Annotated in this window: 14 protein-coding genes and 2 pseudogenes; 5 read left to right on the top strand and 11 right to left on the bottom strand. The window is 41.3% G+C overall.

What is annotated here, in order from left to right:
• Positions 1-9: 9 nt before the first annotated feature.
• Genes MCT08_RS15825 through MCT08_RS15815 form a run of 3 tightly spaced genes read left to right on the top strand, consistent with a single transcriptional unit; the run spans position 10 to position 1,218 of the window.
• The gene (locus tag MCT08_RS15825; RefSeq protein WP_053310661.1) at positions 10-465 is read left to right on the top strand and encodes a nitrate reductase cytochrome c-type subunit; all 456 of its coding nucleotides are present in this window, start codon (positions 10-12) and stop codon (positions 463-465) included.
• Between the two features lie 33 nt (positions 466-498).
• The gene (locus MCT08_RS15820) at positions 499-1,077 is read left to right on the top strand and encodes a NapC/NirT family cytochrome c (protein WP_053310660.1); all 579 of its coding nucleotides are present in this window, start codon (positions 499-501) and stop codon (positions 1,075-1,077) included.
• A 12-nt stretch (positions 1,078-1,089) separates the two neighbouring features.
• A complete protein-coding gene (locus MCT08_RS15815) occupies positions 1,090-1,218 on the top strand; it encodes a TIGR02808 family protein (RefSeq protein WP_071233051.1) in 129 nt (42 codons plus the stop codon).
• Positions 1,219-1,272: 54 nt separating this feature from the next.
• Here MCT08_RS15815 and MCT08_RS15810 read toward each other — a convergent pair whose 3' ends face one another.
• The 6 genes from MCT08_RS15810 to MCT08_RS15785 all read right to left on the bottom strand — a co-directional run bounded on the left by MCT08_RS15810 (position 1,273) and on the right by MCT08_RS15785 (position 8,224).
• Positions 1,273-2,925 (bottom strand): ABC transporter substrate-binding protein, encoded by a 1,653-nt coding sequence (locus MCT08_RS15810; RefSeq protein ID WP_274678845.1) that lies wholly within the window; start codon positions 2,923-2,925, stop codon positions 1,273-1,275.
• An 85-nt stretch (positions 2,926-3,010) separates the two neighbouring features.
• Positions 3,011-3,619 carry an outer membrane beta-barrel protein gene (locus MCT08_RS15805; RefSeq protein ID WP_274678844.1) on the bottom strand — a complete coding sequence of 203 codons (609 nt, stop codon included), beginning with the start codon at positions 3,617-3,619 and terminating at the stop codon, positions 3,011-3,013.
• A gap of 347 nt (positions 3,620-3,966) precedes the next feature.
• Entirely contained in the window at positions 3,967-4,869 is a 903-nt protein-coding gene (gene secF, locus MCT08_RS15800) for a protein translocase subunit SecF (protein ID WP_172533563.1), read from the bottom strand.
• A gap of 2 nt (positions 4,870-4,871) precedes the next feature.
• Positions 4,872-6,710, bottom strand: coding sequence for a protein translocase subunit SecD (gene secD, locus MCT08_RS15795; protein WP_274675457.1), 1,839 nt, complete (start codon positions 6,708-6,710; stop codon positions 4,872-4,874).
• Between the two features lie 194 nt (positions 6,711-6,904).
• The gene (locus MCT08_RS15790; protein ID WP_274678843.1) at positions 6,905-7,450 is read right to left on the bottom strand and encodes a hypothetical protein; all 546 of its coding nucleotides are present in this window, start codon (positions 7,448-7,450) and stop codon (positions 6,905-6,907) included.
• Positions 7,451-7,564: 114 nt separating this feature from the next.
• The gene (locus MCT08_RS15785) at positions 7,565-8,224 is read right to left on the bottom strand and encodes an SH3 domain-containing protein (RefSeq protein WP_274678842.1); all 660 of its coding nucleotides are present in this window, start codon (positions 8,222-8,224) and stop codon (positions 7,565-7,567) included.
• Between the two features lie 285 nt (positions 8,225-8,509).
• Here MCT08_RS15785 and MCT08_RS15780 point away from each other — a divergent pair, with 285 nt between their 5' ends.
• Complete coding sequence (locus MCT08_RS15780; protein ID WP_274678841.1) at positions 8,510-9,241, top strand: dienelactone hydrolase family protein; 732 nt, start codon at positions 8,510-8,512, stop codon at positions 9,239-9,241.
• Between the two features lie 104 nt (positions 9,242-9,345).
• Here MCT08_RS15780 and MCT08_RS15775 read toward each other — a convergent pair whose 3' ends face one another.
• From MCT08_RS15775 to MCT08_RS18710, 4 genes and pseudogenes are all read right to left on the bottom strand, one after another.
• Complete coding sequence (locus tag MCT08_RS15775) at positions 9,346-10,461, bottom strand: carbohydrate porin (protein ID WP_274678840.1); 1,116 nt, start codon at positions 10,459-10,461, stop codon at positions 9,346-9,348.
• Between the two features lie 408 nt (positions 10,462-10,869).
• The gene (locus MCT08_RS15770) at positions 10,870-11,592 is read right to left on the bottom strand and encodes a hypothetical protein (protein ID WP_274678839.1); all 723 of its coding nucleotides are present in this window, start codon (positions 11,590-11,592) and stop codon (positions 10,870-10,872) included.
• A pseudogene (locus MCT08_RS15765) lies at positions 11,589-11,882 on the bottom strand (lipase); the annotation flags it as partial. The gene MCT08_RS15770 and the pseudogene MCT08_RS15765, both read right to left, overlap by 4 nt.
• A pseudogene (locus MCT08_RS18710) lies at positions 11,872-12,030 on the bottom strand (DUF4123 domain-containing protein); the annotation flags it as partial. The pseudogenes MCT08_RS18710 and MCT08_RS15765, both read right to left, overlap by 11 nt.
• 503 nt (positions 12,031-12,533) lie before the next feature.
• Between MCT08_RS18710 and ylqF the strand changes: the two are divergent.
• Positions 12,534-13,478: a ribosome biogenesis GTPase YlqF gene (ylqF, locus tag MCT08_RS15755; RefSeq protein WP_053310650.1), complete on the top strand. Its 945-nt coding sequence runs from the start codon at positions 12,534-12,536 to the stop codon at positions 13,476-13,478.
• Positions 13,479-13,548: 70 nt separating this feature from the next.
• Here ylqF and MCT08_RS15750 read toward each other — a convergent pair whose 3' ends face one another.
• The gene (locus tag MCT08_RS15750; RefSeq protein ID WP_274678837.1) at positions 13,549-14,535 is read right to left on the bottom strand and encodes a CobW family GTP-binding protein; all 987 of its coding nucleotides are present in this window, start codon (positions 14,533-14,535) and stop codon (positions 13,549-13,551) included.
• Positions 14,536-14,942 lie beyond the last annotated feature (407 nt).

The following is a 14,942-nucleotide window of genomic DNA, read 5'->3' as shown; positions in this document are numbered from 1 at the left end:
AATTTTAAGATGAAAAAACTACTAATCGCGCTTTTATCTGTCAGTGCATTACTTGTTGGGGTAGCTCAAGCTCAGCTTGAAAACCCTGGCGGCACCGGTGGGCTTGAATCTTTACGAGGCGCAACACAACTGGAAGATACTCGCCCTGCGGACGATTTTAAGCACTACCCTCGTGACCACGCGTTAGAGAGTGAATACGTGTACCAGCCACCACTCATTCCGCACAATATTCGCGGCTATGAAGTGTCATTAAATGCTAATAAATGTCTCTCTTGCCATAGCTGGAAAAACGCAAAAGAGATGGGAGCGACAAAAATCAGCGTCACTCACTATGTGAACCGTGATGATGCCGTATTAGCGGACGTGTCACCGCGCCGTTACTTCTGTTTGCAGTGCCACGTTCCCCAAGCCGATGCAAAACCATTGGTTGAGAACGAATTTAAACCTGTTGATTCGCTACGCTAATCATAGCCATAAATACAGCATAAGAGGCTATATATGAAATTACTGAAAGCGTTTTGGAAGCGACTAACAAGCCCGAGCAAGGCTGCCGTAGGCATTGTCTTGTTTATGGGCTTTGCGGGCGGGCTTCTATTCTGGGGGGCATTCAACACTGGTATGGAAGCCACCAACACTGAAGAGTTTTGCTCAGGTTGCCACGCTCCTATCGTCGCTGAAATCCAAGAAACCATACACTATTCAAACCGTTCAGGAGTGAGAGCTATCTGCTCTGATTGCCACGTACCACATGAATGGACAGACAAAATTGTACGTAAAGTACAAGCTTCAAAAGAACTGTTTGCTCATTACGTATTAGGAACAATTAGCACACCAGAAAAATTCCAAGCACGTCGCGCTCATTTAGCGGAACGAGAGTGGTCGCGCTTGAAAAGTAATGACTCGCTTGAATGTCGTAACTGCCATGAGTTTGAGTTCATGGACTTCTCTGAACAGGGTCCACGTAGTGTTGAGCAACACTCGACAGCACTTGCTTCTGGTGAAAAAACGTGTGTAGATTGCCACAAAGGCATCGCTCATAAACTACCAGACATGCAAGGTGTTGAAGGCTGGCAATAGAAGGATTAACCCATGAGTACATTAGAATCGGTTATTTGGCATATCCTAGGTTACAGCGCTATGCCCGTTATTATCTTCAGCGGTTTTGCAGTTGTTGCCGCTTTTTCGATATGGTTACTATCATTAGGTAAAGACAAATAGCGATCAAAGAAAGAGATATTATAATATTAAGCCACCGATTTTCGGTGGCTTTTTTTATTCAGGTTGCGCAATCCATAATTTGCAAAAATCACTGTAACCCGTTTTACGCACTTGTATCCCCTGAACTTGTTGAGTACGAGTTATCTCATCTTTCCCCCAAAATAGAGGAACATAGTGATGAGAAAGGTACAACTCTTGTTCAATTCCAAGCAGCCCATTCAGCGGTTCGGTTGAGCACAGCGCTTGATCAATGCGTGCCGAGTGTACCTTGAAATCTTGGTGTGAGAATAAAAAACGTAAGCCAGAGCTAGTTAATAACCACTCATATACCCCATATTCCTTAGGCTGCTCTATGGTCTCTTCCAGAAAAAGAATATCAGCGTATTCACTAACCGAACTAGGATCATTGATATCATCTAACGTGAGCACCTCTAGGTTGATGCCCGTCGAGCGAATCGTTTGATGTAACCAATTGGATATATCTTTCAAATAAGGAATTGTCCATGTTGGCTCCGCGAGAACCACCGAACCTTGCAGCGTTGGTTTTTCATAAGGTTCCGGCATGGCAAGTTGCAGATGAATCCCACTGACGGCAACTGCTGAATTATACCCATGCTTGTGTTTATCAATATAGCAAGCAAGCTGTGCTAATGTGTTGCGGTCAATAGCTGCGTTTTGTCGATGACGAAAACAAAGATAAGAAAAAGCATCAATAGCGTGTACTTCTTTAGCCCCTTCTTTTTGGTTAAAGCTCATCTGTTCAAGCAAGGCTTCTCCACGCGTTGAAATAGTAATTTGTCGTAATAACGCTTTAGGAGAAAAATAATCATCATGACGCTGTAATATGATTGATTCTGTACCCCACGATTGAATACGAAAAGGCCCAGTTCCAATAAAAACTTTTCGCTTCACTCCAAACTTTATTTTATCTTTAACGACAATAGAAGCGTTGGGTATCGATAACGCATAAAGAAACAATGGATTGGTTGATTGCAAGATTATCTGAAAACTTTGAGAAGAGAGACGCACAACATCAACTACCTGCCGGAATAAATGCTCGACGGGACCAGCACTATCCACTAAACGTTTGATACTATCGATAACATCATCAATGGAAAGTAAGCGCCCATCATGACAACGAATATCAGGCCTAATCCAAAAGGTAAACCGATTCTCTTTCATTTCCCAAGTATGAGCGATATTAGCTTGAAGATGGCCTTCTTGATCTTGTTTGATCAAAGTATCATAAACACTTTTGATGACCTGAAGTTCTGCCATGCGGAAAGTTTTGCTTGGATCCAATTCACTAACCCAAGGGTACTGTGTCACAAGCAGTTGGTTATTTTTTTCATTCCACTGATTTTGTTGCTCTGTTGCAAGTGCCAACGCTTTTACTGTTGTATGCCCATAGGTTTCTAAAAGTTTAGTGATTAGGGTAAATCGACCTTGCGCTAATTCCGTTCGAGAGACTTGTAGAATCACATCTTGCAGTGAACGTTTAACCGTTAACTGGCTGCTTTTACTTCGACCAACAGCGGGAAGCCACTCGATCCAATCCAAATCAGATAATGATTTCATGATGGTCGATGTATTTCGACGAGATGTAGCCAGTACATCTTCTAGTTCATCAATAACAACAGAGTAAGTTTGGTATAAGTGATATTTATTAAGGAGATGCTGAAGTCGCCGAATATTCGCTTCGTTCACAAGGAGTCCTATAACTAATTATTTGCTACTGAACAAAATAGCATAAAGCACTCTAAAGGCAGAGTGCTCTTTCCACAAATTAGGACTAAAAGTGGTAGCTCATACCTGCTGACATAATATGAATGTCAGGTTCAGCCATAACCGATACACCTGGAAATTTTGCAAGTTCCAGTTCTGGACGCATGTAATCCCATGTTACTCTCACTCGCCAGTGATCACTAAACGCATACTCAGCCCCTAAACCAAGCATACCAGTCACTACACTATCACTGATCGTTGTGTTACCTGATACACCAACTACTGAATTACTGATAATAGTTTCAGCATTAAAGTAAGCAAGCCCTGCTTTCGCAAAGATGTTGAAATTTGAAGTAATCGGTAGAGAGACTTTAGGTTGTACTGATAAATAGACCATATCACCGACAGACATTAACTCTTTATCAATGGCATCAAAACCACCCAACGTTACTTCAATCGCGATGTAACGATTAAAGTTGTAACCACCGTAAATGCTGCCTGCTAAGCTATCTTCATCTAGATCGAAACCTTCAACTTGTGATGACCCAAAGACTTCTTTAACAAAATGAATATTGTCAAATTTGGCTTGACCTATGGTCGCACCTAAATATCCTTCTGCGTGAACACCTACGGATAGTAAGCTAAGTAATACTGTGGAAATAATTCGTTTTGTCATGTTCTACACTGCCTTAAATAAAAAGTAACGATGTGCTATCTGTTCATCCATGACACCGTATATTTATCCTTCCATTTAGATAACTTATTCATAATGCAGCAACCAATTAAGTTAAAACAGGAACAAGTTTTCTTCATTCTTGCTCGAAATAGAGAAATTAAGTCCAAAAGGAGAGACATGAACATGGCAAGTTGCGCAATGAAGATACGATGGAGCTTTGATGAATAATGAATAGATTACAGCTCATTTCGCTATCAGTTCAGAGCAATAAGAAAAGGGGAAATCAAAATCTGCAATAAAAAACTAAGGCCACCTGTATCGGTGGCCTATTGGTTACTGCGTTTTAGCTAAGGTGCGCTATCGACAACCACTGGCAAATAATGCTTGGGCTGTAAATGACACCACTCAGGTAATACCGTGCCAATTGAGATCGAAGACCAAGTACCCGAGATAATGCCAATAAACATTGCCGTTGCAAACCCTTCTAGCGGTGCGCCCCCCATCAACCACAAAGCGGCAACTGTAATGAGGGTTGTACCCGATGTCACCATAGTTCGTGAGAATGTCGCAATCACCGCTTGATCGTTAATCTCTTTGGTTGGGGTGTGCTGTTTGGCGACCAATAACTCACGGATCCGGTCGGCAATGATAATCGAGTCGTTCAAGGAGTAACCTAAAATAGCCAGCACCGCAGCAAACACGGTTAAATTAAACTCCATTTGTGTGATGGCAAAAAAACCTAGAACCAGAACAACATCATGCACTAACGCGAGCAGAGAACCACTGGCAAGACGCCACTCAAAGCGAAAACATAAGTACCCTAAAATTGAAAGCAAACAGATCATCAGTGCCAAACTGCCTTGGTCAACCAAGTCTTGTCCAACTTGAGATCCAACCATACTGTTACTGACAACAGTAACTTGCGATGACACACCATCCAATAGTTTTACAATACTGGGCGAATCTTGATCTGCTGATGGTAAAGGGTAACGAATGAGCCACCGGCCTGCTTCGCCCGCTTTTGTTACGGCCGTTGCCTCACCCAATGAAGGTTTCAAGGAATCGACCAATTCAGTGCTTGTAACCGTTTTATCTACCGTGACTTCCGTTACCATACCACCGGTGAAATCGAGCCCCATATTGAGCCCTTTAGCCCCTAATGCTATCAGTGATATAAGCATCAATGCGACCGAGAAAATACTGGTAATATAGCGAATTGAACGAATGTGTTTTTTTAGAAAACTGACCATAATTATACCCTCACATCACGACGAGAATCTCGTCCCCACACTAGGTTAATGATTGCTCGAGAGGTAAATACACCGCTGAACATACTAGTTAAAATGCCAAGGCCTAGCGTCAGTGCAAAACCTTGAATTGGCCCATTGCCTATTGAATACAAAATGACCGCTGTAATCATTGTCGTCACATTGGCATCTAAAATGGTGCTAAAGGCACTCGAAAAACCTTTATCAATCGCTTGAGCGAAGCTGCGCCCTTCCGCCAATTTATCTTTAATACGTTCAAAAATAAGCACATTGGTATCAACGGCCATACCAACAGTTAATACTAAGCCTGCAATGCCGGGCAGTGTCAGTACCGCTCCAGGTAACAATGCAATTAAGCCAATTAAACACACCATATTAAATAGCAAAGCAAGGTTTGCGACCCAGCCTAAACGTCGATACCACAGCGCCATAAAGACCAAGGTTAGCCCCATCCCCAACGCCAAAGCGGCAAAACCATTCTCGATATTTTCAGCACCTAGTGAAGCGCCAATGGTTCGCTCTTCAACAATAGTAACTGGCGCGGTCAACGAGCCGGCACGAAGTAGCAAAGCAAGTTGCTGCGCCTCTTCCATCGATCCCGCACCAGTGATCCTAAATTGGCTACCAAGCTGCGATTGAATCGTCGCTACACTGATTACTTTTTCACTGCGTTGAGTTTCTCCTCGCGCATTGGTCGTGTATTCACGATATACCGTGGCCATGGGCTTACCAATGTGTTTAGAAGAAAAGTCACTCATCACTTTTCCACCAGCGTGATCCAACGAGATATTCACTTCCGAAAAGCCCATTTGGTCAAGTCCAGCTCGGGCATTGACGATATGATCCCCGGTTAATACCGGACGCTTAACAAGAACAACAGGACGTCCATTGTTGTCTTGCAAAACAATGTCTTGCGATGTAAATGCTTCACTGGATGACTTAGCCTCGTAAAAAGCTAAGCTTGCCGTGGCACCGATGACGTTTTTCGCTTGAGACGGGTCTTGCACTCCTGGTAATTCAATACGAATACTGTGTTCACCTTGACGTTGCACCATCGCTTCGGTGATGCCGAGTTCTTCAATGCGATCACGCATGATTTTTAAGTTTTGCTGTAGCGTGGTGGTTTGAAAATCTAATCGATTTTGTTTTGAAGGTTTCACCAGTATTGCATCAGATGATCGTTGAATATCCCAGCCCGTATAAGTCTGCTTGAGAAAAGTATTCACCTTATCTAAACCAATAGCGGATGCACTGATAATGTTAAAACCATCTACTCCTTTTGTACTGATTTTGACCCCGCGAATATGCTCTTCTCGTAACATATCTCTCACAGTATCAATCATGCTTTCACGCTGCTCTTGGAACGCTTTATCTACGTCCACATTTAATAAAAATTGGACACCACCACGTAAATCTAAACCAAGCTTTATTGGGTTAAATCCCATATGGGATAACCAAGCCGGAGCCATAGACACGTACGAAAAACTAATACTATCGCCTTTCTCAATCATGCCATCGAGCAATTCACGCGCTTTCGTTTGCTGCGTTTCATCTGGAAAAACTAAGGTTGTCTTCGTGCCTTGTTGATCAATTTTTTGAACATCAATTCTATTGTTTTCCAGCAAACGATGTAGTGCTACGACTGAACTTAACGTCGTATCATTGGTTGCAGTGTCGAGTTGAATCGACGGTTGCTCGCCATACCAAGTTGGTATCGCACTTAATGCAAGGACGATAACCGTGACCGCTAACACCACATATTTCCATAAGGAATAATGGTTAATCAGACGTACAGACGCCTTTTGATGATGATTTTTTCTCATGCCAATCTCCTCAGCTTGAGCTGAGTTATGTACTTTTCATACTTGAAGCTATGGAGGTGTTAGCTATGTTCCAATCACGTAGTTTATCTAAGTTCATGGGAATGAGCTCACAGTATGCCTATCTGCAACTTCAAGTTGTCGGGGTATAACAAAAATTAATTTCGTGACAATGTCACGAGGGTGGAGTGAGGATTTTAGTATTGGCTATTGAGAGCAACGTACATGGCGTTTGTTTCTTTCCACCCTGAAATACGGTGGTTAGAAGCACTTGGACGAGATTCCCAACCACTGATTTTAGCGATCGGAAATAAATGGAGTTTAAACGAAGCGGCTAATGCTTCTTGAATGACAGGTGTATCGATGAAAGTCGGTTCACCTTCATCAACGAATCGTGATGAGACACTCCAACGCGCCATACTGACAATGGCTGGAATCGTATCACTGTGAACAGATTTAGACGTTGGGGGAAGTTTTTCAATCGGTATATAAGCGATGGATAAACGGTTTTGGACATCCCCACACGTTTGGGGAGTCATATCAACAAGCGATATAATCTCTTGATTAAAAAAGGCATTTACATCTAACGCGGCATATTGAGAAGGCAGGTTTGAGGAATCACTTTCGCCTAAACACGCCAATGCTTGCGAAGGTAAAACCAGCGCAAGAATCATAAACCATACGTATTTAATAAACTGCCAATGCATTAATGAGTTATCACCATTGATTTGATACTGCATCATATTGTTAAGGCTCACTAGCCTCAAGTAAAAAAATCTAAATTTAGCAACATTCGGTTTTAGCGTGGAATATCCTTAAGTTCGCAGCATGGCTTAAATTGGAGTTGCATATCGCCACTAATAAAAAATTTGTTTGCTTTGAACATCCAAATAAATCTTGTTGGCTAATTTTTGCCCACCGCAATAGACAAAGTAGACCTCGCGATCTTGGTACTTAACCGACTTAACCCACCCGCCTAACTCTTCAAAATCGTGCGGAGCGCAGATTTTCTCTTTGATTAGCTCATCGGTTTTCATCAAAAACACTTCTTCATGAAGCTTAAAGTCATCCGATTTGCTCACATATTCAGTCAATGTGGCACGTCTTTCTTGTTTGGTGATCACAGGTGGTTGCTCAACTAATCCATCCATCGGGATCCATTCAGCGACTTCTGGCCCCCCGTCTTCATAAACAAAATAGTCTGTTATTCTTCCCCAACCATCACTTTTTTCAAGGATTTTCACTTTATCGCCGCGGTAAAGCACTCTTTCCACAAAAGCTTCACTCTCTGCCTTCTCTCGCACACCCAATTTGGGAGAGTTCACATAAAAGTCAATTAGTTCAGGTTTAAGGGAAGGTGGAAGTTCTGCAACCGCTTCCACTATAGGCTTTTGAGGTTCTTCATCTGGAAGCACATTAAGTAATTCTTGCTGAGGAATGAAATAAAGAAAATAGTATCCCGCCCCCGCACCAGCAAGGCCAAGCAGCAATAATACTAGCATCAGAATCTTTTTCATTTTGGTGCTCATTCCTTTTTTTCGGACTGCACTCTTTACTCGTTCATTAATTATAGTAGAGATCTCCCCAAGTAAATTTTCTGCCAATGTCGATAGTATGGTAACGGCAAGTTTGTCATTAACTTGATTGATTACCTTATGTTTTTCTCTCTTAACACCATAAATGGAATAAAGCGCTCATATTGCTACTACGCCTAATTCACTTGATGAGATAAATCTTTATAGAAAATGATCACACATTGCCTTTTTTTCGTACTAAATTTAGTTAATAGCAAGGAGCTAATAATGAAATACATCTATTTTTTCTTAATCTCGATTTTCTCTACTCATCTTTATGCGGGAGAAAGCAAAATTTACAATGTAAATGGAAATGACTACCAAGGCTATTGGGCGAAAGCGTCAGATTCAGCGCCATTGGTGTTATTGGTTCATGATTGGGATGGATTGACAGATTACGAAATGAAACGAGCTGATATGTTACGTGAGCTAGGTTACAACGTTTTCGCTGTCGATCTTTTTGGTAAAGGTATACGCCCTGAAAAGGTCGAAGACCGCCGCCAGCACACCGGTGAGCTCTATAAAGACAGAGCAAAACTAAGGGCACTAATGCAAGGCGGAGTTGACTTCGCAACTACATTGGGTGGCAATGCGAACAATCTAGTTGTGGTGGGGTACTGTTTTGGTGGTGCAGCAGTGCTTGAGTCTGCCAGAGCAGGCATGATAGCGAAAGGCTTTGTTACCTTTCACGGTGGTCTTGAAACGCCAGCAGGCCAATCGTATGCTGACACAAAATCGCCAATTGTTGTTTTTCACGGCACAGCAGATACAGCCATTACCATGGAGCAATTTGCTAACTTAGCCACTGAGCTAGAAACACAAAAAGTGCCTCACGAAATGACAACGTATGGCGGTGCACCTCATGCCTTTACTGTTTTTGGTTCAGATCGTTATAGAAAAGATGCCGATGAGAAATCATGGGCAAGCTTCACAACCTTCCTAGCTGAGCAAACGATGTAACAGTTAGTCGTATTAATTAAAAAGGGAGAGCATTATTTCACTCTCCCCTTCTCTTGTTTCAGAACATCTTATTTCAATAATGAAACTGACGCTGCGCAATTAAATTAGAACTGATAATACAAACGAACTCGAGCTCCGAAATCGTCGTCTTCTGCAAATGCTTCTTGTTGAACCTGCGTATCTAATTGATTTGATACCGACGTGAAATATGTGCCAAGAAGAACAGAGAAATCTTTCACTTCTAACACATTGTTAAATTCGTAAGATGCATACCAAGCTGAGATATTCACGTTACCTTCAGCCCATGAAAATACTTTATTTTCATATTCATTGGTCGAGTAAACATAACCCACACCAAACCCATTCCATACAGCATTTAGGCCAACTGATAGATTGTTTTCATCTACCGCATCCAAATACGCCATATTGGCATTAATTGAAAGCTCATCATTAGACCAATTTCCTGTTAGGCCATAGCCCGTGCGATCAGATATATCGACACCATTGGCTGTAACAGCATTAGAAACTAAGTTCGTTTCTAATGACCCAGCAAGAGTAAAGTTCCCCGATTGGTAAGCCACGACAGGGCGAATAAGTAATGAATCTTTTGAATCATCGATTGTTTTTCCATGGTAGCTACTGCCCACACCACCATTGAATAGATCAGAACGGTTACCCATCATGGCACCAAACTCAACATACAGGTTATCAAATGATTGGCTGTACATAATTTGCCCGTCAGAACCACGTCCACGTGCTTCCTTCATTTGATAAGTGTACACCGCACCATCGGTATATAAGTCGTTGGCTGTATCACCTGAATAATCAAGGAATACGTCCGCCCCAACAGGGAACATATTGTAGGCTTCGAAACGCCCTGCTTTGACTGCCCAACCTTCTTGTTTGCCAAATTCAAAATAAGCATCATCCAGCGCGATATTACCCGTGCTTTCGAATAGTGGTTGCGCTTTCACACCGACATAATGACCGTTTGAAGTGTACTTTTGACCAGAAAACTCCATCAATACACGGCCATCTTGATTAAGTTCATTATCGCCAGACGCATTTGATTCACGATGTTGATAATTAAAATTAAGCTCTACGTTACCCGCGATAGAGAAGCGCCCCATTTCATTATTGACAATGCTAATGCCAGCATTGGCTGTCATGGTTGCGGCAATTAAAGCAGCAGCAAATGATAATTTAAATGTATTGTTCATATTAGCCCCATATGTGTTTATTTTAGCTTTTATATATCAACCACTATTTTCAGATAATGGCCGAGTCTATCGAAATCTTTGATCACCAAAGCTATACAAACAATCTTAATTATATTTTTTTCAATGCCAGAATCACAATTTTCAATTAACAAAAAAAATTAAATAAGAAAAAGTAACAACAATAAATAATATTTCATTATTTTTCACCCATGGTAATAACTAGTAGTTAAAATATATTAATAAACCATGAGGATTATATTATATAATCAAGCAACTTGTTCAGGTTGCAAGTAGGCGGTGAGCTAACGTAACCAACACCACTGCAACTTCAAGTAGGAAGGGAATAGGTTCAACTTGAAGCTGCAATAGTAGTTGCCGCTTCAAGCGTTTCTTTCGCGATAAATATTACTATTGTGGCTCTTTATCTAACGGCTCAGAGCGGTAATTTTCACCGGCTAAAATATCGTAATGAATCACGGTGTCATTATTGAATTTAGAGAAATTGTAGTAGACAGTGTAAGCGTTGAATTCGAGCAAATCTTTTTTATCTCTCATTTTTCCATTAGTATAAAAACTGCAAGCCAAGCCTGTAGACCATTCTTTCAAGTCTTCGTAATATCTTGCTCTACAGTTTTTTGCTTCAATAGAAGAACCAAACTCAATTGATCTATTATAATATTCATTGCCTGCTGGTGAGACTCGTAATTGGGCAAAGCCAACAGTATCAAATGTATTGTACGCTTGAATGGAAAAGTCTCTTAATTCCACTATACAATTTTGTGAGTTCTTATACGTTTGGTAAGGGATCCTAAATTCATAACGTGAATCATCTTTAGCAAAATCATGCGTAATTTTCTGGCTTATCTTTCCTCCTTTATGGGCTTTTTGACCAAATAAATCGTAGGAATAGGCCTCACACTCATCTCCTGTCACCCAAAAATGAGTCCAAACGTCTAAATAAGCATCTATAGGCTTTTTGCCTGATATGGTAATATAGGGCTCATCTGGTTCATCACCCCAAATATTCGGTTGAGAAGTCTGGTAATAATCATAACTAAGAAAAACCAATACTATGAACAATACAATAATTGATATTCTTTTTTTCCTTGTGGGGTTATTCAATAACTTCATTGTAATTGTTCCTTAATTTCATCAGGTAATGTTTTTTGCGCTATTAATAACTTCGCTAGAGGTAAGCGCTGAGGATCAGAGACTATCTGCTTTAGTTCACCTCTAATCTGATTACGGTTCTCTATTAGTCTAGTCATAGAGTGCATCTCAGTCTTCAAATGTCCCAGACTCAATACTGGTGTACCATCACTTAATGATTCAGCCCAAGTTTGTTTAACGGTGAAATAATTATTCTGTAAAGTAGCAATTTCTTGATCGAGAGCTGATATCGCTTGCTGGTAATGAACCATAAAACAGAGGCGCGGCTTCTTCAAATCCAAAACCCCCATTTTGCTGTAAGGCCTGCTTGTGAAGCTTGCGATCAACTAACCAATAGCGATGATTTTGCTGCTGTTGAAACCAAGAGAGGATCATGACGGTTTCCCCTGCGTAGAACACAATCTTACGGCTGGCATATGGGCTTGCTCTGCGTTTAATAACGCTTGGTAAGAAATGGTTCGAAGAGTGGCTGACATAGTTTGGTCCTTTCGTGAGTCGTATTGCATAATTCAATGCCTCATTAAGCAAAAATAACACCAGTATTAAGGTGCTATATTTCAACAAGTTAGATTTAAATCTAACAAATTGAGCAATAAGCTGCCCCGCAGAGCAAAAAACCGCTCAACTAGGCATGATATGACCAAATTTTTGCTCGGCTTAGTGCACTCTCACTCTCAAGAGATGCAACTGAGCTAGCGTCGCAAGTCTAAGCCGCTGCACCATTGACAGAGTATGTAAAGTGCGCGACACAGCTTAGATTCCAGCCTCACCAATTAAATGTTAACATCGTCACATCTAAAACTGCGGTGGTCATCAGTAAACCTTGTTGATGATTATGATAAACATCAATCAATGCTATCTTCCCCACTAGCAGAATTTTCACATTAAAAGGCAGTTTTCAAATGGTTAACAACACAATTCAATGGTTTCCGGGACATATGCATAAAGCACGCAAGGAAATCGAAGAAGTCATTCCACAAGTTGATGTGATTATCGAAGTGTTAGATGCTCGAATTCCGTTTAGCAGTGAAAATCCATTAATCTCTCATTTACGTGGTGATAAACCTTGTGTCAAAGTGCTCAATAAGCGTGATTTAGCTGACCCAGAAATGACTGAACTTTGGATCGAACATTTTGAAAAAGAGCAAGGTGTAAAAGCGATGGCAATTACGACCGCTAACCCTCAAGAAGTTCATAAGATATTAGAACTGTGTCGTAAGTTAGCCCCACACCGTGAAGAAATTGGCAAAAATATTCGCACCATGATTATGGGCATTCCAAATGTTGGTAAATCGACGATAATCAATACATTAGCTGGGCGAACTATCGCACAAACTGGCAACCAACCTGCCGTCACTCGTCGCCAACAACGAATAAATTTGCAAAATGGTATCGTGCTTTCAGACACTCCGGGAATTTTGTGGCCTAAAGTAGAAAACCCACACAGTGGCTTTCGCTTAGCCGCCACCGGTGCTGTGAAAGATACTGCGATGGAATACGATGAAGTCGCTTTCTATACTGTCGAATATTTAAGCAAGGAATATCCTGAACGTTTACAAGAACGCTATCAGATAGAAGAATTGCCGCAATCAGATGTCGAATGGATGGAAGAGATTGGTCGCAAGCGGGGCGCTTTACGCTCAGGTGGACGTATCGATTTACATAAAGCTTCTGAAATTCTTTTGCATGAACTTCGTCAAGGTACTCTCGGGCAAATCACATTGGAACGACCAGAAATGATCACGCAGGAGCTTATCGAAGTTGAAGAACGTGCCGCGCGCGATGCTGAAGAAAAAGCGAAGCGAAAAGAAGAAAGACGTAAACGCTACTTGCGAAATAAACGATAGTAAAGCGGACAATACATCGACAGTTTAAGCTGACTAAGGGCAATATCACATTGCCCTTTTATTTTCCTGATTATGCTTCAATATTGGCCAATTTCAATAATATCGCTTCGAGCTGATCCCAAGGCATTAATTGAGAATCGATCACTTCTAACCGTGACTCAAACCCTTCCAAACTCATTTCATTGACCGAAACCACACCATTAGCGACATTAAATGCGTAGCAACCTTTATCGGTATTTACGACAGCTTTAACTCGCTCTGCCGTTAATGCACTCAGCATTGAAAATAGCTCATCAAAGTCAAAATGGTACTCTGCACCAAATAACCAACCACAACTAAAGTAGCCTTGTCCTCGATTTTCTTTACGAACGAACGCTTTGCCCGGCTCTAGCTCAAACTGGGGTTCTAATGCTGCATGATGATGGTGGTGAGATTCAATATAAGTCGATGCACTACCATGAAGGCGTTCAATATCAAGCAACTCTAATGGCAATTGTCCTTGCTTTACTAATTTGCTAAATACCTTAGCAGGTATTTGATCCGTAACCCAATCATTAAAAGCGTCAATATCATCACTGGTGCATTGATCGACTTTATTACCAATGACCACATCAGCACTCGCCAATTGATCATTAAAATTTTGATTGGATGTATATTTTTCATCACGTAGATTTCGCGGGTCAACTAACGCAATTGTTGCTTTCAAATCAACATAGGCTTGATATTGCTCTGAGGTTAATGTCGCGACAACTTGCTTTGGGTGTCCCAAACCTGTCGGCTCGATCAATAATCGGTCAGGTCTTTGTCTAAGCAGCGCATTGATGCCAACCGACATAGGGACACCTGCGGTGCAACACATACAGCCGCCCGGTACTTCTTTGATCAACGCGCCTTGGTTAGACATAATCGCCCCATCAATGCCAATTTCTCCAAATTCATTGACGAGCACCGCCCACTTTTCATCGGCAGGTTTATTTTTCAATAGGCTTAAAATTGCCGTGGTTTTTCCAACACCAAGAAAACCAGTAATAATGTTAGTTGGTACTTTTTTTGTCATGTCAGCACTCCTTTTGACGGAGTATATACTGAAATAATGACAAGGTGCAGCGTTTGAAGAGTATGCGCTAAGCTTGAAACTAGCATGTCAGAATGACAAAAGGCGCACTGCAGGAGCGCGCCCTTTACCTCGTTACTCAATCGTGAGTTTGCGAATTGGGGAGGCTATAGATGCAACCCAATCATTTACGAGGAAATAGAATTGAATATTGATTCCATCCAAATTGTAGGTAAGGCTTTCTTCCTCCGTGTACGATATTGAATCTGCCTTACGCTTTAAATATGGTTCATTTTTGGTACATAGCAAGTTGTAGACCGATTTTTTTTACCGTTTAGATCTCATTTTGGACAAGTAAGCTATCAGTTTTCCATATATGAAAATCAACATTCCAGCTTTGACGCTATAGT

The organism is Vibrio aestuarianus, from assembly GCF_028858425.1.
GTDB lineage: Bacteria > Pseudomonadota > Gammaproteobacteria > Enterobacterales > Vibrionaceae > Vibrio > Vibrio aestuarianus.
This window is presented reverse-complemented; position numbering and strand designations above follow the sequence as displayed.